Annotated in this window: 14 protein-coding genes and 1 tRNA gene; 5 read left to right on the forward strand and 10 right to left on the reverse strand. The window is 50.4% G+C overall.

The annotated features are described in order from the left end of the window. Window positions 1–48: 48 nt before the first annotated feature. Window positions 49–124 (forward strand) — tRNA-Thr (locus JWZ98_RS06890). Between the two features lie 665 nt (window positions 125–789). Here the strand turns inward: JWZ98_RS06890 and JWZ98_RS06895 are convergent. The 5 genes from JWZ98_RS06895 to JWZ98_RS06915 form a co-directional block, all read right to left on the reverse strand. Next, window positions 790–1887 (reverse strand): IS5 family transposase, encoded by a 1098-nt coding sequence (locus JWZ98_RS06895; protein ID WP_205451336.1) that lies wholly within the window; start codon window positions 1885–1887, stop codon window positions 790–792. 129 nt (window positions 1888–2016) lie between these two features. Continuing rightward, window positions 2017–2838, reverse strand: a complete 822-nt coding sequence (locus tag JWZ98_RS06900) for a KilA-N domain-containing protein (RefSeq protein WP_205453747.1) — start codon at window positions 2836–2838, stop codon at window positions 2017–2019. Then, on the reverse strand, window positions 2835–3041 hold the full coding sequence (locus tag JWZ98_RS06905) for a hypothetical protein (protein ID WP_205453748.1): 207 nt from the start codon (window positions 3039–3041) through the stop codon (window positions 2835–2837). The genes JWZ98_RS06900 and JWZ98_RS06905 overlap by 4 nt, the downstream gene beginning before the upstream one ends. Window positions 3042–4034: 993 nt before the next feature. Continuing rightward, entirely contained in the window at window positions 4035–5006 is a 972-nt protein-coding gene (locus tag JWZ98_RS06910; protein WP_205453749.1) for a hypothetical protein, read from the reverse strand. A 94-nt stretch (window positions 5007–5100) separates the two neighbouring features. Continuing rightward, window positions 5101–5430, reverse strand: a complete 330-nt coding sequence (locus tag JWZ98_RS06915) for a hypothetical protein (protein ID WP_205453750.1) — start codon at window positions 5428–5430, stop codon at window positions 5101–5103. Between the two features lie 928 nt (window positions 5431–6358). On the opposite strand from JWZ98_RS06915, the gene JWZ98_RS06920 reads away from it, so the two are divergent. Continuing rightward, entirely contained in the window at window positions 6359–7180 is an 822-nt protein-coding gene (locus tag JWZ98_RS06920; protein ID WP_205453751.1) for a hypothetical protein, read from the forward strand. Window positions 7181–7427: 247 nt separating this feature from the next. Beyond that, the gene (locus JWZ98_RS06925) at window positions 7428–12197 is read left to right on the forward strand and encodes an RHS repeat protein (protein ID WP_205453752.1); all 4770 of its coding nucleotides are present in this window, start codon (window positions 7428–7430) and stop codon (window positions 12195–12197) included. A 716-nt stretch (window positions 12198–12913) separates the two neighbouring features. Here JWZ98_RS06925 and JWZ98_RS06930 read toward each other — a convergent pair. The 3 genes from JWZ98_RS06930 to JWZ98_RS06940 form a co-directional block, all read right to left on the reverse strand. Further along, the gene (locus JWZ98_RS06930; RefSeq protein ID WP_240348246.1) at window positions 12914–13381 is read right to left on the reverse strand and encodes a helix-turn-helix domain-containing protein; all 468 of its coding nucleotides are present in this window, start codon (window positions 13379–13381) and stop codon (window positions 12914–12916) included. Window positions 13382–13473: 92 nt separating this feature from the next. Continuing rightward, window positions 13474–14034, reverse strand: coding sequence for a hypothetical protein (locus JWZ98_RS06935; RefSeq protein ID WP_205453754.1), 561 nt, complete (start codon window positions 14032–14034; stop codon window positions 13474–13476). A gap of 140 nt (window positions 14035–14174) precedes the next feature. Continuing rightward, window positions 14175–14540: a hypothetical protein gene (locus JWZ98_RS06940; protein WP_205453755.1), complete on the reverse strand. Its 366-nt coding sequence runs from the start codon at window positions 14538–14540 to the stop codon at window positions 14175–14177. Window positions 14541–14655: 115 nt separating this feature from the next. Between JWZ98_RS06940 and JWZ98_RS06945 the strand changes: the two genes are divergently transcribed. Both JWZ98_RS06945 and JWZ98_RS23375 read left to right on the forward strand, forming a co-directional pair. Then, window positions 14656–15327: an SOS response-associated peptidase gene (locus JWZ98_RS06945; protein WP_205453756.1), complete on the forward strand. Its 672-nt coding sequence runs from the start codon at window positions 14656–14658 to the stop codon at window positions 15325–15327. A 143-nt stretch (window positions 15328–15470) separates the two neighbouring features. Then, a complete protein-coding gene (locus tag JWZ98_RS23375) occupies window positions 15471–15602 on the forward strand; it encodes a hypothetical protein (protein WP_275899190.1) in 132 nt (43 codons plus the stop codon). 13 nt (window positions 15603–15615) lie between these two features. On the opposite strand, the gene JWZ98_RS06950 is transcribed toward JWZ98_RS23375, so the two are convergent. Together JWZ98_RS06950 and JWZ98_RS06955 are read right to left on the reverse strand one after the other, a co-directional pair. Then, window positions 15616–16029, reverse strand: coding sequence for a hypothetical protein (locus JWZ98_RS06950; protein ID WP_205453757.1), 414 nt, complete (start codon window positions 16027–16029; stop codon window positions 15616–15618). A gap of 110 nt (window positions 16030–16139) precedes the next feature. Then, window positions 16140–16451: a hypothetical protein gene (locus tag JWZ98_RS06955; protein ID WP_205453758.1), complete on the reverse strand. Its 312-nt coding sequence runs from the start codon at window positions 16449–16451 to the stop codon at window positions 16140–16142. Window positions 16452–16614 lie beyond the last annotated feature (163 nt).

Consider the following 16614-nt stretch of genomic DNA (forward strand, 5'->3'; position numbering starts at 1 on the left):
TTAGTGCTGGAAAAGTTCGAAATTACAGGTATAATGCTCGAATGAATTGCTGGTGTAGCTCAGTTGGTAGAGCAGCTGATTTGTAATCAGCCGGTCGCGGGTTCGAGTCCCATCGCCAGCTCCATATATATCAAAGGCTTAGGTGTTTTTCACCTAGGCCTTTTTTATTTTGAGTCACCATAGAGTCACCACGCGAAATAGAAACAGGTGGTAATTGGTAGTAAATACCAGATGCCGGAAAAATCCCCGCCATTGCCGGGAATCCCAACTTTCGCCATTGGCGGATGTTTCAATCAAGAAAACTCACCCCGATCCAGCCAAGCCGAGCCGATATACTGGCCTTGCGTTAGGTTGGCGAGCTTAGCGCAGTTAACCAGAGCCCCCAAATACTCTGGTTGGCAGTCAACTCATGAAACAAGGATGTAAGCCGGCAAGCCCTATACGGTGGGCTTTGCCGGTTTTTTTATGGCTAACTGATTGAATTTCATTGATGACCGAATTTTCGGTTATCTTTTCTCAAGCTCTTGAATTCATGGATAAAGCAATTTTGCGTTATCGAGACAGTCTCGATTAAAACTAGGGCGCTCATCACAACCAATGCCGCGTATTTCCGCAACCTTCCTAACAGGCTGGTGAAAAACCCGCCGATATTTCCCCTTACCCACGATGTAAGTGATTTTTTCGAGTTGAAATCGGTCATGACATCGAGTTTCAAGCGTTTTGCCCCGGTTTCAAGGGCTTTTTATTCGCCTGAAGCCGTCTGTGGACGGTTTTCAGGCGAACTTCACCCTAGGCGGGTGCACTCCACGCCGGTTTCGGCGTGAACACCAATAGGTTGAGCATGCGCGTCAGGTTGTAGGCGGCAAAGCAAAACAAGGCCTGACCCGCGACTTTGGCTAAGCCGATGTGACGGGTTTTGCGCAGGCCGCCGACCGTTTTGACCCAGCCAAAGGCTTCTTCGACGATTTTGCGGCGCTTGAGACTTTGGGCGTAACCTTTGCCGCGAGCGGTCCGGCCATCGACGACACTGCCGGTCTTTTTGCGGGCCACATGGGCTTTGATGTCACGGGACTCGAGTCCGTTGACGAACGCCGCTTGGTCGTAGCCTTTGTCGGCACCGACGCTGCCGCCTTGGGGCACGCGGCGTTTGATCATGTTTTGCGCGGCTTCGATTTCGGCGGTGCCGGTGGCTTGAGTGGTTTCGACATCGACAATCAGGCCGTTGCGATTCTCGGACAAGGCATGGGTGATGTAACGCAGTTTGGCCTCGGTGTATTCGCCTTTCTTGTAAAGCCGGGCTTCGGGATCGGTCGTACTGTGGTGGGTGGCGTTGCTGCGCTTTTCGCCGCTGAAGTCGACCTCGGGATTGCGGCCGGCGGGTTTGTCCGGGCCGCTGCCGTCTTTTTTAACGAAGCTTTTATGCGAGGCCCAGGCTTCAATGAGGCTACCGTCGACGCTGAAGTGTTCGTCGGACACCAGATTTTGCCATTCGGCTATGGCCAGTACCCGCTCAAAAAATTCGCGACTCAGGGCTTCGGACAGCAGGCGTTCGCGGTTGGCGCTGAACACGCTGCGCTCCCAGACAGCATCGTCGATACCCAAACCAACAAACCAGCGAAACAACAGGTTGTAGTCCAGTTGTTCCATCAACTGACGCTCGCTACGGACCGTATACAGGACTTGTAACAGCAAGGCGCGCAGCAGTTTTTCGGGGGCAATCGAGGGACGGCCAGTGTGCGAGTAACGCGCGGCAAAGACGGCATCCATCGAGGCCAGTACGCCATCGACCAACAGCCGTAAACGGCGCAACGGATGCTGCTTGGGAATGCGGTCTTCCAGGTTGATGTAGCTGAACCAGTTGTTTTGGATGGCATCGTGTCCGCGCATTGAAAGGCTCCAAATTTAGGTAGCCTATTTTAACAGTTGGCGGCTCATCTATGCCTTAGCTTACTTGGCTTTTCGAGTTTTTCACCAGCCTGCTAAGGCCTTGCAAATAAAGGTAACGCAAAACTTGCGTTACTGAATTAATCGGCCTTCGCTCGCCAAAACTGGCGAGCAAAAACATTGAGCCGAATCTGCCAGCCGCAACTGATTGAAATGATCAATCACCCTGGCAGTTAGGTGTGCAACACCTTTTCCGGTAATCTTGAGCATCCGACGCGGCTTGCCGTTGATTTCTTCCACCGTGGTCATGAAGTATCCGGTACCCGTCGATTCGTGGTTTGCGTAGGGCAAATAGCCTTTCTCGCCGCGCGGCTTGAAGATGTATTTTTTATCGACCAGGAATTTAAATACTTCCCTCTCGCCGACGCACAGGTTATTGTCGTTTTTCATCGTCTTTACCCACACGCGAACACATCTGGCGTTGGACGACTCGCCGATCAAGTTAGCCAGTCTGACCTTGGGCTTGTTGGTTTCGATCTCGGCTTGAAGTGATTCTTTCTCAGCAGCAAGGGTACCGGCCAGCAGCAATGCCTCTGATAGCGTTTGCGGTATCTTGAATTGAGCCTTTTGATTAATCATTTCATCGTAGGCCCGAATCACATGCAAATGAAACTTGGCGCTGATCCACATGGCGTAGGAATAAACCAATTCCTTGACTACATAAGTCCCGCCTTTCCTGCCTTCTATGGTTTCTACTGGAATTCCGGTAGTTTCTGAAACTCCGGGAATCCCCGGAGTTAATTCTTTAATTAAATCTTGGGTTTGCTTAACGCGCAACCAGTCAGATGGTTGGTGACGTTTTTCTCCGCCAGACGCTATATGCAAATCATTCAAGCAATAGCGCCCAGCTAAATCACGATTAATCACAACACCAGCAACAATTAACGCACTCATTGCGCACCCCCGGCAACAAGCGTAGCATCACGCTGGGCAATCTTTGCATCAAGCCAAGCCTGCACCTCGGTATCTATCCAAGCGTCCGCCTTTCCAACTTTTATTGGGCTTGGAAATCCATCAGTTTCAATCAACACCTTCAGCATGTTTGAACACACACCCGCCATTTGCGCCGTTTGAGCGCGTTTCATAGCTTTTTTCATTTCAAGTATCCAGATGTATCAAAAGAGACTTGATCTTATTTGGTTAAATTTGGCTAATTTACCCACTTTTCCGAATTGAATATCTAGCGCTAGCCATAATGGCGAGTTGAATAAAATCAATGGTTCGCGTTTCAAGCGCGACCACCTTGGATCCGGCAATACCAAGCCTAAATTACACGAGAGCAAGTTTGCGTTCGTCTACATGATGTCGGCAATTCCGACGCCATCAAAACGGACGCGGGTGGGGATGGTCATAATGACCATGCGCAGCTTTCAACAGAAACCTAGCAAATTCGCGGGCTGGAGTTGAGCAGGAGAATTATCCCGCTAATGTTTAGGGAGTTGTATTTCAATGACTTGGATCGCTTGTGTCATCACTTTCGAAGCAGAAATAGGAGAGGGAGAATTTTCCTTCACCTATCAAGGCCTGATTTGAAATCAGGGTAATAACCGGAATTCCGGTAGTTTCCATGTAACTGTATCAACGCGGGATGATACAAAGCCGATCAAGGCCAGTAAATTAGCGGAACGAGCGGTGTTTGATGGACTGGCAAATCGGAACTCCTGGTTCCGAATTTGGCCGGTGATGAGGAACGAAACCTCACCCCACAACTGCTACCGCTTTCGTTCCTTGGCCTTAGCCAACTGCTCCAGGAAGTAGGTATCGTAATTCCAGCCTGGTCGAGGCGGCGGCGGTGTGCGTGGTTTTGGCATGGTCATCATTGTGATATTTCGAGTTTTAAAGCTGATAGTTTATGCCTTGGATTGGGTGTTGCTGCGGCAATGTTCCTGCCGTGATCAAGCCACCGGTTTTAGGTTCAAATCTTATGGGTGAATGTGTACACGACCCGATCCAAACCACAAGCAGGGTTTGAATGCTCCAGTTCGGCCAGTTGCTATCATTTTCTCATTATCAAAATCAATAAATTGAACGTCGGGAATTTTTCAGATTGCCGACGTTCATTAAAAGCATTACGTGTCAAGCCGCCTTAATCAGTTCAAAATAGCCCCAACTAATTCAACCGACTCTCTGGTCACGGTAGCCACGTCTTGCAGGAAGGCATTCCGGTCTGGAGACGGGGTCAGGTCGGGCACTGGAGCAGCTAAGTCGTAAATGCTATCTCCAATCAGTTTAGCGCGCCGGAACGTTGAGCGTGCGCCTGATTCGTTATATGCGTTACGCCAATCGGCCAAGCGTTCAGACTTGACTCGGCGCAAGGATAGTTCGAACAATCGGCGATTAAGATCATCGGCGATGGCGTCGAAAATAATCTGCTTATCATCATCAGTCGGCTCTGGCCCATTCCAGCCAACCGGGTTCTGAAGCAGTATATAAAGCCGCTGCCTTAACTCCTTCCTAAGATCAGCCACAGGATGAAGGGTGTCGTAATGGTCAGCACCCATTACAACAATGTGTCGGCTGAGGGCTTTGATCCGTGTCCAGTGCTCTTTTTCAGCGCCATGCTTTCCTGGCAGGCCGAGGCGAGACCTCCACTCGTTACGGAAGCTCTCTGCTGCGCGTTCGACGGCAAGCGCAAGATTCATCCTGTCATAGATTGGGCGCGAGTCAATTGGTTTAACGCGCTCTACATTGCTGTCTATCATCTCCAATAGCTTACTTAGTTGAGTGACGGTGCGCTTGCCATCCTTGCATTCAATATCCAGTCTTTGATCGAGGTTCGCAAGAAAGACTCGAGAAGTTGCAAGCCGGGCGCGTAATGCGCGCTCGGCAAACGGTCCAAGGTCTTCGCCGATGGAAGAGAGCACATTTTCTGCTGAGGCAAGGACGTGTTCAGCACGGGCTGATGGGCTCGGCAAGTTGTCGCCGCTGACTTTGTCGAAATGAGTGAAGGCAAAGATCAGCTTGGCAGAGTTTCCAGATGAGACCAGTTCCTTCATCGCCGCGACGGGCGCGGAAAGCATTGGCTGGGTCGCGTTGTCAACCAGGATAACGGCGTCAACCATATCAATACGCTTTGAAAGGGTTGTCGAGATTGTGGACATCGAGCGTGGTGTATGACCAAGGCCTTCGCCATCAAGAAGTACCAATTTCGGTTTTTCATTCGTCCACACTGGATAGAAAGGCCCAGCAACGCGAACTCCGTTTACGAGTGGGGTCAGAAGAGTGCCGAATAGTGGCGAATAGTTCGAAGCGAGCCGCCAACCGGGTTGACCATCGCTTGCCGGTTTTGGGATCAACGCCTGTCCGGTAGTTGTGCCTTGATTGCTCGATAGCGACCGACAACCCGTAAATGGAGGTTTTCCCGACTTTGTAGTTGCCGGCCAGACACATTGCGTCGGTCGGCTGCGGTCGGCTGTTATGCCCGAAGTCGCCATCGTGCGCGGCGGTTTCGATTCGCTGGAATGTATCTATGGGATTTTGAGTCATGCGGCATTATGGCCGCGTGAGAAAGTGGGATTTGTGGGGTTTTCGGAAATTGAATTTTCGGTATCCTGCCTACCGCACGGCTTATTAGCCGGGCAGGAGACAACGAGCCCACGCGAAAAAAGACGGGGGTAATCCCTTTACCTTGTCAGGTCAATGCTATTTTTGGTGGTGAACTGGTGCTATCGACCCTTAGCAGCCCCAACGGCCAAATTTTTGATTGGCTGGTTATTCGCACATTGCAGACCTCCACAAGAATTGAGACCGAAGAACATTCCTGAGTGTATTACCCAGCATCTGGTTCTTCAGGAAGATTTAGTCACTTTTGGTCTTCGCCGTTGAACGACCAACACCACAATCCTTGCAGAACTAAACAGTAGTTTAAAACAAGTGTTAGTTTGCAGTGCATAATCTAAAACAGCGCCACTTACCCACCACCAACGCATCAAGCAATGCGGAAAAGACTGCTTGTTTCGCATTCTAAAGCTTTCATGAATCAATTAGTCCTATGTTCGGTAGCGTACTGAATGGAGTTTATTCGGCTGCGATAGTTGTATTGTCATTTTTTGTTGCTAGGCTAGTATTTAAGTTAGGCTGCTGTGACCAAAGCGAAGATAATTCCTCCGTCATAGTCCTGCTGCGAAGCTTGAAATTTATATGCTCTACTGAGCCCCCGTCAATAAACATAGTGATAAAAAAGGTAACAATCCTATAAGTTAGGACTATTTTTTGATTGGTGGCCATCAATCCAGTTTGACCCCTTCAGGTTTATACCGGCTACTGCCACCGGTAAAAATGGCAACGACGCTGAACAAGCAACGCTTGACTCGTTTTACGCAACACATCCCGGCAATTCATTGCCTTAAGTCTGTCAACTGTTCGAAGAATTAAAGAGATGCTATTTCATTTTGCTTAACACTTAGGAGATACCATGGCTCATGCAAAGCTATTTCAAAATACCCTAGCCGCTTTCTTCAGTCTCACGCTATTTAACGCAAATTCGGTCGAAGCTGCTTCTGTAACGGTATCCGGCGATATGGAGATCAGCAATCTAAGATTTGATCTGGCGGATGCCAATGCGCAGTTGGAATGGACGGATGTCTGGGCAGGAGAAGTTAGAGCCCATTCTGCCGATTCTGCGAGTCCCTCCAGTAATGATAGCAACACCAGCTTGGCGAATGACACTGCTATCCAAGCAGGCGCGAGCACCAACAATGGCGGCACTCTGGCTAAATTCAGCGTCTCGAGTGCTGGCATTACCGCCTCAGTTCACTTCGATCAGCATTTTGACCAGCCGGGCATGCAAGGTGACAGTTTAGCCGTCGCAAGTTTCGATAATTATTTCAAGATTACCAATCTCAACGATCCAAACGCACAAGGGTCGGTTCAGGTTGACTTTCTGCTGGATTATAGCGGCAGCCTTTCGGGTACGGCCGATGATGGCGGATTTTTCTCAGGACTGATGCACTTTACAACCATGGAACTGTATGACGGTGCCAGCTTGTTAGACTCTGCGGTATTTACCGACAGTATCTCGGGCACCAATACCTCCACCACACGCACCAATAGCGGTAGGTTAGAAGTCTCAACGCTGCTTAGCTACAACACTGAATATTGGTTTAAATATGACGCGGACGCCGACTACACGACTGTCGAAACTATTCCTATTCCTACCAGCATCGTTTTGTTCGGGTCCGCGCTGTTAGGATTATTGAGGTTTTCTAACAGAAAATTAACAACAATCAAAGGCTAGGAGCACCGTAATGAACAAAAATAAAAGTATTTTTTTTATTTTGCTGGCCTTGTTCTATGTCACAACCCTGGCTCCCTCTCCAGCCGTTGCTAAGCCGATCAGCGGGCAACAATCGTTTTGTCTAATATGTTGTAAACAAGGAAGCTCCGATGGGACCAACTTAAAAGGGCCTTGTCCAGAAACAACAGTGAAGAGCTTTGTTTCGAACACCAAGGGCTTACTTGGGGATTCCTATCCGGTCGTTACCATGCCCAGCGCTAATGGCGAAGGGTTGGAACTATCCCTGCATTATGCTAGCGATAACGCCAATGGCGAAAATGCGTCCTTAGAAACTGGGTTGGGCTTTGGCTGGAGTCATTCCTATAATATTTTCCTGTTCACTCAAAACCGCGATTTTTTCAAAGTGAGTCCGGGTGGGGTCGTCACCAAATACCAGCGCATTGGTCGAGCCGGCGCTATTACCGCTATTGCCGGCACTCAGCAAACCGTATTGGAAAATTCCGATGGCTCGATTGAAATAACTAATCGGCAAGGCGGCACTACCTATCGTTTTGAAAAAATTCCTGGCAACCCGCTACGTGTCGCGGCCATTGAGCCCTGGATGCTCAAATCCATTTTTGATCGAAACGGCAATAGCACCCAACTCAGTTATCAAAATGGCTTATTGGCGCGGGTGACCGATACCTATGGCCGGCAGATCAAATTCGAATACGACGCCAGTAAACATCTAAGCAAGATCACCGACCCACTCAATCGTGTCACCCAATTGCGGTACGGCGGCTATAACAATCTGACCCAAATCATCGATCCATTGGGGAACACCGTTGATTATAGCTACGATGTGCGTCACCAAATCGTAGGCAAAACCGATAAAAGCGGTAACAAATTCCGCTACAACTTTAACTCAGCGGGCCATCTACTGGCCGTCGTCGATCAGTTAGGTCATCCGCTTCTAACACTCGCTAATCCTACTGACTGGGCTACCGAAGCTTCAGCCCTCACACTTTTGAAATTACGTAAATACCTGCCTTCGGTGACCACACAGACCGACGGGAACGGCAAGCAATGGCAATACTTCTATAACGTCGATGGTCAAATCACCAAAAAAGTGGCGCCGGATAACGCCACGCAGACCTACACCTACGATCCGGCCACCTTGAATATGACCAGCATGACTGACGCCAACGGCCACACCACCCAGTATCAGTACGACAGCTTTGGCAATCTAACCACACAAATAGACGCCAACGGCAACCAAACCCGTTACGAGTATAACAATCCTTTCAATCTGGTCACCAAAATGGCCTATTTTGCCAATGGCGCAAGTACCGCGCATTCGGTGACTAACTACGCTTACGACACTGCGGGTAACCGCATTCAAGAAATCCGCGATGTCGGCGGACTCAATCTGCTGAGCGAATGGACTTACGACACCAACGGGCACGTTTTAACCCACAAGGACCCCAATGGCCACGTAACCGCTTACAGTTACGATGTCCATGGCAATCAATCCACGGTCACGGATGCCGAAAACCACGTCACTACCTACGAATATGATGCCCTAGGCAACAAGATCAAAAAGATCGATGGCAATGGCCATCAATGGACGTATAGCTACGACACCCTAAATCGCTTAACTCAAGAAACCGATCCATTAGGATTCGTGACCCTATTTGCCTACGACGGCGTCGGCAATCGCCTCGAGGTCCGCAAGCAAGTCATAAAAGCCCCGGCCACCTTCCAAACCAGCCAATACCAATACGACCTCCGCAATCGGCTAATCAAGGAAAGCCGCGACCCGGCCGGTTTGAATCTGGTCACCGCTTACGCTTATGATCACAACGACAACCGGGTTCAGTTAACCGACCCGCGCGGCAAGGTCACAAAATATACCTACGACGAGCAAAACCGGCTGACACAAGTTCAGGATGCCCTGACCCATATCGCGGAAACCCTTTATGACTCGGTCGGCAACCGCATCTGCTCTATCGACGCCAACCAGCATTACACTTTCTTTAACTACGATGCACTCAATCGCCTGACCAAGGAAAGCAAAAAGATCGGTACCCAGGAATGTAAAACCGGCGATGCGGACGACATCATCACCCAGCACTTCTATGATACCGGTGCCAACCTAGCGCTGGCACTTTGTAACAATAGCCAATGCGGCGCGCCGACACCCGGCTCGGGCAATATCGTGCATAGCATCGATCCCGAAGGCAAGCACAGCTATTTAAAATATGACCACCTCGACCGTCGGGTGCTGACCCTCCGCAAGGTTACCGATACCGCAGATGGCAAGGACGCGAATGATTGGGCTCAGATCGTCCGATACGATGGTGTGGGTAACGTCCTCGCCAGCACCGACGCCAACGGTAATGCAACGACCTTTAGCTATTTGGATAACAACTGGCGGCACACAGAAGCCAACGCCCTTAACGAGACCACAACTTATAGCTACGACGGCGTTGGCAATGTCAAGACGACGACCTCGCCCGGCGGCAACGTCACAGCCAATAGCTACAATAACCGCAACGAATTGATCCAGGTCAGCGATACCGAAGGGCCGGTGGCAGGCAGTAACGCCGTCAGCAAACCTGGCTATGTCTACGATGGCATCGGCAACCGTATCGAGGCATGCGACGGCAACGACCATTGCAGCCAATATGCCTACGATGCCGCTAATCGCCTAATCGCTGTCACCGATGCCCTCGGCGAGACCACCCATCACAGCTACGACCCGGCGGGGAATCTGACCAAAAGTCTGGATCGCGAAGCCCATGCCACCTGTTACGTTTACGATGACCTCAACCGCCGCGTTCGCAACATTCAGAAAGTCGGCGATGCCGATTGTAGCGTGTTAGATGGGGACGACGTCTGGAGCCAAACGGCATACGATGCGGTAGGCAATGTCACCGCGTTAACCACGGCAAAGCAGCAAGACGGCGGCACCCCACCCGCTTGTAATAGCCTGAGTCCGCCGGAAGACTGCGAAACCACCCGCTATGTTTTCGACGCAGTCAACCGCTTGGTGCAGGAAGCCTATCCGCTCCGCCAGGCCGGCGATACCCGCAAAAACACCCGCGAATATAGCTACGACAAAGCGAGCAACCTTAAAAAACGTATCGATCATAAAAATCTTGCCACCGACTATATCTATAACGACCTGTATTATCTGACCCTGCGCGACTATCAGGTCGATGCCGATGACAGTTTTGTTCATGATACCGGTGGTCGCTTGTTAACTGCGACGCGGGACGGCTGGGTTGTAACCTTCGACTACGATGCCGCTAACCGCGTGCTGCAAAGCACCCAGGACGGCAAAGCAGTAGACTATGCCTATGACATCCCCAACCGCCGCCGTACCCTGACTTATCCGGGCGGGCAAGTCGTCACCGAAGATCGGGATTTCCGCGAACGGCTGGCAGATATCGATGCAGGTGCCATAGCCAGCTACCAATATGATTTTGGCAACCGAGTGCTCAATCGAAGTTACGGCAACAGCACTGCAGCCAACTATGCTTACAACGAAAACAACTGGATCACCAGCCTTAGCCACACTAAGGCAGATTCCTCCCTCATCGCCGGTTTCGGTTACGACTACGATAAGGAAGGCAGCAAACGCTTCGAGGCCAAGCAGCACGACAACGCGAACTCCGAAGGCTTCCAATACGATGACCTGTACCGGCTGATTCATTACAAAGTCGGTTTGCTGGATACCGCCGGCACTGTGCAACTGCCGCTGACTCAGACCCAGTATCAGCTGGACAAACTCGGCAACTGGGACGAAAAGATCAAGGATGGCGTTACCGAAATCCGGTCACACAACGCGGTGAATGAGCTAACCCAGATCAATACTGCTCCGCTAAGCTACGACGACAACGGCAATCTGAGCCATGATTCAAACTACAGCTATTCCTATAACCAGGAAAATCGTTTAGCCAAAGTGACTTTCATCGGGGCTGGCGGTTTGCAAACCGCCGGGGCATATCGCTACGATGCCTTGGGGCGGCGCATCGCTAAAACAGCCGGCAGCAAGGAAGTTCGTTACTTCTATGATGGTGCTCGCAACATCGAGTACCAAAGTCCTACCGGTGCCACTGAGGCAACATTCGTTTATGGCAACTATGTGGATGAAGTGGTGGTCTATCAGACGAGCGTCAACGGCACGACCTCGCGGTACTATCCGCACTATAACTATCTCTATTCCGTTGCTGCGCTGACGGATACAGCGGGGCAGATTGTCGAACGCTACAAGTATGATCCCTATGGGAAGCAGACCATCTCATCTGGCCTAGGAAGTGCAGTCAGGGCGAAGAGCGAGGTGGGCTGGGACCGGGGATTCACCGGCTATGTTGCTGACTCCGAAAGTGGGTTAGACTACGCTCGTAATCGTATGTATAGTCCTGGATTGGGTCGTTTCATTGAACGGGACCCATACCTATTTACCACCAAACGACCTACGGCGCATGATGGGTATGTCGATGGGATGTCGCTCTACGCTGCGTATTTTGTGCCGGGCTACCTTGATCCGGCGGGCACGCTGCGATGCTGTTCCGAGTGGAAGCCTTATTGGGAGACAGTTCCCTTCGAGTCTCTCATGGCCTGCATCAAATCAAAGATCGACCCCACATATTGGGGTTGGGTGGACGTGGTTGAGCAGAAGGGGGGAATAGCGGGGTTGTACTCATCACTAGGCCAACCGCTTATTGCTGACCCTAACTTTGGATCATCTCATGAGACGGCCTTGGATATAGGTATCGGTTTGGGCGCGGACCTGCTTGACGACAAGAAGTTGGGTTCCGCTGCCTTGTACTATGGAACCGTTGCTAAGGCAGCCAAAATGCTGGCGTTTGCGACGGCACTGAGGTTGGCGCATATCGACTGTATGTGGAATACCTGCGTAAAGGATGTCCCTCCGATCAGTGTCACGCAGAATTATCCTTATTGGTATTGCCCTTGGAAGACCTGGCAGCACACGAGTCTTATGTGTCCGCCCGGCTCGCTTCCTTACTAGGGGCGGCCATATGAGGAACAATCAAACGGCCGTACGGCGGATGAAGTTCGTAAGGCGGAACCGGTTTACAGGGTTTCGCCAGATGTCGGACGGGGCACGAGGCTGTCAAGTTGACTGAGGTTGAGGCATTGGGTTATTTGATGGCTTCATTGGCGGATCGCCTGTCGGCATCCGCCCTACGTTTGTCTTGGGTAGGACGGGGTTTGGAGCCCCGTCCTGAACGTTCCAATCATGTGCCAAGGCAATCCAATACCTTCGTGGGGTAAAATAACCCTGCTGCGTATCACGAAATAATCAGGCGTCGTCTTTCTGAAAACAGTATTACCGAAATGAAGTAAGCAACCAATAAGGCTTGGTTACTATATAAGCAACACCTTAGCTTTCCCATTATCCTTTGATGAAATTGGCTCATCCTGAATACCCTCAATCAATATTTGGAGGCGGTTTTTGAATGACAGCTTTCTTGCGTAGACACGCCATTGGCTCAACGATCCTAATAGTCGGCTTTTGGCCGGTAGTGCATATCCCTAGTGAGCTGAAATCCGGTGAATCGTTGCAAGCGGCGGGAATTTTAGACAGCAAAAAGCCGCGACGGTGCGCGGCCTTCTACTTTGGCAACTTCATGCGGCCAAAGGGCTTACCATTTCGGCACGGTGTGTCGATTATGCTTAGATTACCTTGATGCCAAGAATGGTTGTCTTGGGAACGTCAAGGCGTTAATAAGGCTCATCCTCACCGATCAGTCCGCGCTCAACCAGGACTTTCCTCTGCCTCTCTCTAGCCAGGGCCATTTTATCAATGAACTCGGTTTTTAGGCGCTCCATCAGATCTTTGTCAACCTCAAAGGTGTTTTCCACTTCCTGTTTGTCGCGCCATTTGTCCGGCTGGCGGTTTTTCAGCCAAAAAATAATTGATGTAGTATCGGGAGGGTAATGCTTGACGACGTCGGTAATAACGACCTCACCATCAACGACATTGACCTTTGCTTCCGGGCAACTGTAGCCCGTAGCCCGACTAAACAACGAACCAGCGACTTTAGCGTCGGCAACCGTTTTGCCGCGCTTAAGGGAATCGGCGAATTCGGGGAATTTTTTCTTCCAAAGATTGAGCGTCGATTCGGCGACATTGAAGAATTCGGCAAGCTGGGAGTCGGTCGAACCCAACAAGCAGTAGTTATAGGCCAATTCGATATATTCTTGCTTGAATGCCGAAGGTCGGCCACCTGCGCGTTTTTTTTCTTGTTTTGTCATAATGCCTTCTTTATGGACTCCGAAAACTATTGATTTGAAGCGTGATAAGCGGCCAGCTTCCTGCCCACTGCTGCGACCTCAGAACTCGCTTCATCGACCACTCTGAGCAGTTTGGCGCCCAGTTTCAGTTCGTCGAATTCCGGATTGATTTCGCGGAAGCGGTTGACGATCTTCTTGATTTCGCCGAATCGGTTGAAGGCGACCTCTGCCGCCTGTTCGACAATCGTCAGCTGATCAAAAAGATTCCGGATAGCGTTGTTCTCGTCGGCGGTGACCTCTTCAAGCGCCCGTTTAATCTGCTGCTCTTGGGCAGTGACCGGGTCTCTCTGCCAGTCAGAGGCCAGACCAAAAAGATAATCCATCGACACTTGATACACGATTGCCGCTTTGTATGGCAGGAAAGCCGGAATTGTCTCCGGGTCGCTGGCATGCTCGATCTTGGACAGTTTCGAAGAGTTTTGGTAACCGAGTAGCTCGGCAGCCTGTAACCCAGACAACCCGCACATTTCGCGGGCCATGGTCATGCGCTGACCAAAGGTTTTGACTATTTCTGATTTTTCTTGGAAAAGGTCGTTCGCCGGCTGCATGATTTCCCCAACATTTTTACGATGATGGGAAATTTAAACACGCGGGAGAGCTGATTTTGGTGAAGGTTTCCGACCACAAAAAAGCCGGGGATTGCCCGGCTAAATTGATGCGCTATATTGATTACTTTCCAAGTATTCGGTTACACCGCATGCTTGGCATAGGCAAGAATGCCGATAAGGAAAAATATGTGTTGTGGCCAACAAACTGCCTTAATCGGTAACGTGATTTCCTCACCCCAAAGCCAGAATGGGCGAAACCTGGGGCGAACATCGTAGAAAGAATCTATGCTTGCGTTAACCTGCGCAGCCACAATCGGGACAAGAGCCAAGGTAAAAATACCGAAGACAATAGATAGCGCAAAACACCAAATTTCAATGTCCGCATGCATTACACGCCCATCTTTTGATGCAACCCACCCTAACGCTGCAACCGTCGATACGAGAAGGTAATTGCTCCAATCTTTGAAATATTCAAGGCTTTTAAGATGTTGCTCTATGCGATCCATAACGCTCACTTTTTGTAATAAGGCTGGTAGCAGAATAATGACAGGATTCTTTGGATTTACGCTATTGGGTTTTCGTACTGGTACGAATGTACTGTTTGAAATATGAGGGGTATTTATGTGCGGCCGCTACGCTCTAGCCACAACAGCTCAAGAAATGATCGAACATTTCAAACTGATGCGCGAAGTCAAATTTCAGCCAAGCTTCAACATCGCGCCAGGCCGTAAAATACTGAACATCGTTGAACTCGATGACGGATCGCTAAAGCCGGTTAATCTGCATTGGGGCTTGGTGCCATCCTGGGCCAAAGACACCAAAAACAGCGGGCATCTGATCAACGCCAGGGCAGAAACGGTGAAGGAAAAGCCGTCGTTTCGCTCGGCATTTAAACATCGCCGCTGCCTCATTCCGGCCACCGGTTTTTATGAGTGGGCGCGCCGCGACGGCAAACAAGCCTACAACTTCCACCGGCCAGACCACGGCCTGTTCGCCTTCGCCGGCCTTTGGGAACAATGGCAACATGAAACAGAAACTCTGTATTCCTGCACAATTATTACCACGGCCGCAGCTGAGCTAATGCAACCCATCCACGACAGAATGCCGGTCATCATAACGCCGGGCTACTATCGGCAATGGCTTAATAAAGCCGCTGGCGCCGACGAGGCCCTTGAATTGCTGGATAACCAAGCCTATGCCGAAATGACCGCTACACCGGTGAGCGATTGGGTAAATAAACCCGGGAACGACGGCGAACGGTGCGTGGAGGAAGTTGCGGTGAAAGTTGGTTAACAAAATCCGAATTTTGCACAAAAACCGAGTTGACGATTTACGTTTTAGGAACTGAGTGATAAACGCGCCTGGTTTTCTGAAACTATTACTGATAAAAGGAATCGCTGTCACTATCCCACTGCAAAAATTAGAGGACCGCGCACATGAGTCTTGCTACGTTGAGCCAATTATTTCTGTTCTTATTATGGCCGGCACTTTTCCTGGTGATTTTTTATTTCATGGATAAGGAAGGATTTAAAGAACGCCTCAAGCGTTTTAAATTTAAAGATTGGTAAAGCCGCGAGCTTTTTACCGCCTTAGGTTTGACCTGACATTGTTGAGAGAGGTTCTACTCCAATCTTGCCTGTCAATCGCGGTTAGCGTTGCCAGACTGAGAGGTACCGCCAACTCAACAAACGAACCGGTTTTATCGATAGGCGATGAAATAGGTTGGCCAATGGACTCGATAACCAATGGCGCATAGGTGCGCCCCTTGTAGGACATGGCGAGAAGCGTGGGTGACTGTGAAGGCAGTACCGACTCAATCCAATCCTTATCGCCGCCACGAACCTTTTCGACGGCATTAACCAACAATGAGCTATCTTTTGCCAGCTCCACGGGTAATGCCCACTCCATCAGCTGATCGAATGGCCGCTCCACTTCGTTAATCGGATCTTTCCAGGCGCGAAATAACGCGGTCAGCGTGAACTTGACAGGCGGCATGCCGTTGAAAACCTGTACAGAATTCAGCTTGGTTATGCCGGTTCTGCCCTCGAACTGCTGAAGCAAGCGGGTAGCAGCGGCATTGCCAGTGCTACGGACATGGTCGGCGGTTAGCCCTCAACTTGCAGACATTCATACAGGCGTTGCGCGGTGCGTCGTTGTTTTCGCGGCAAATCCGCTTCTTGCTCCAGCCAGGCATGTAACTGCTGATGGAACGAACCCAGCATGGGGTGGGGTTGATGTTGGCGCTGATACGCCGGCGTTTCGACCGTCTTTAAATGATTACGGATGGTGGGGCGGGATAGCTTAAAGGCGATAGCCAGTGAACTGATAGTCTCTTTCTCGACTAGATGACGCCGTCTGATTTCGGCAATAACGTCCATTTGTAACACTCCAGGATTCTCCGGCAAAAAACCGGACATTGAACAACCTGGGGTGGAAACTTTTCAACGCTCTTTTCCCCAGGACCCTGGAAAGTTTTGCACGCCGTTTAGCATTACCGATACATCCCGCAACATTGTCTAGTCCTGACCACTTGCTAAACGATACAGAGCAATATGAGTTTTTATCGAAGATACAGAGCCC

This window comes from Methylomonas sp. EFPC1, from assembly GCF_016925515.1.
GTDB lineage: Bacteria > Pseudomonadota > Gammaproteobacteria > Methylococcales > Methylomonadaceae > Methylomonas > Methylomonas defluvii.

What these genes read in the sequence shown, in the direction of transcription:
- JWZ98_RS06935 (WP_205453754.1), bottom strand. Translation starts at nt 14,034, where the DNA reads ATGCAGCCGGCGAACGACCTTTTCCAAGAAAAATCAGAAATAGTCAAA.
- JWZ98_RS06925 (WP_205453752.1), top strand. Translation starts at nt 7,428, where the DNA reads ATGCCCAGCGCTAATGGCGAAGGGTTGGAACTATCCCTGCATTATGCT.
- JWZ98_RS06905 (WP_205453748.1), bottom strand. Translation starts at nt 3,041, where the DNA reads ATGAAAAAAGCTATGAAACGCGCTCAAACGGCGCAAATGGCGGGTGTG.
- JWZ98_RS06945 (WP_205453756.1), top strand. Translation starts at nt 14,656, where the DNA reads ATGTGCGGCCGCTACGCTCTAGCCACAACAGCTCAAGAAATGATCGAA.
- JWZ98_RS06900 (WP_205453747.1), bottom strand. Translation starts at nt 2,838, where the DNA reads ATGAGTGCGTTAATTGTTGCTGGTGTTGTGATTAATCGTGATTTAGCT.
- JWZ98_RS23375 (WP_275899190.1), top strand. Translation starts at nt 15,471, where the DNA reads ATGAGTCTTGCTACGTTGAGCCAATTATTTCTGTTCTTATTATGGCCG.
- JWZ98_RS06950 (WP_205453757.1), bottom strand. Translation starts at nt 16,029, where the DNA reads ATGCCGCCTGTCAAGTTCACGCTGACCGCGTTATTTCGCGCCTGGAAA.
- JWZ98_RS06955 (WP_205453758.1), bottom strand. Translation starts at nt 16,451, where the DNA reads ATGTCCGGTTTTTTGCCGGAGAATCCTGGAGTGTTACAAATGGACGTT.
- JWZ98_RS06910 (WP_205453749.1), bottom strand. Translation starts at nt 5,006, where the DNA reads ATGGTTGACGCCGTTATCCTGGTTGACAACGCGACCCAGCCAATGCTT.
- JWZ98_RS06915 (WP_205453750.1), bottom strand. Translation starts at nt 5,430, where the DNA reads ATGACTCAAAATCCCATAGATACATTCCAGCGAATCGAAACCGCCGCG.
- JWZ98_RS06920 (WP_205453751.1), top strand. Translation starts at nt 6,359, where the DNA reads ATGGCTCATGCAAAGCTATTTCAAAATACCCTAGCCGCTTTCTTCAGT.
- JWZ98_RS06940 (WP_205453755.1), bottom strand. Translation starts at nt 14,540, where the DNA reads ATGGATCGCATAGAGCAACATCTTAAAAGCCTTGAATATTTCAAAGAT.
- JWZ98_RS06895 (WP_205451336.1), bottom strand. Translation starts at nt 1,887, where the DNA reads ATGCGCGGACACGATGCCATCCAAAACAACTGGTTCAGCTACATCAAC.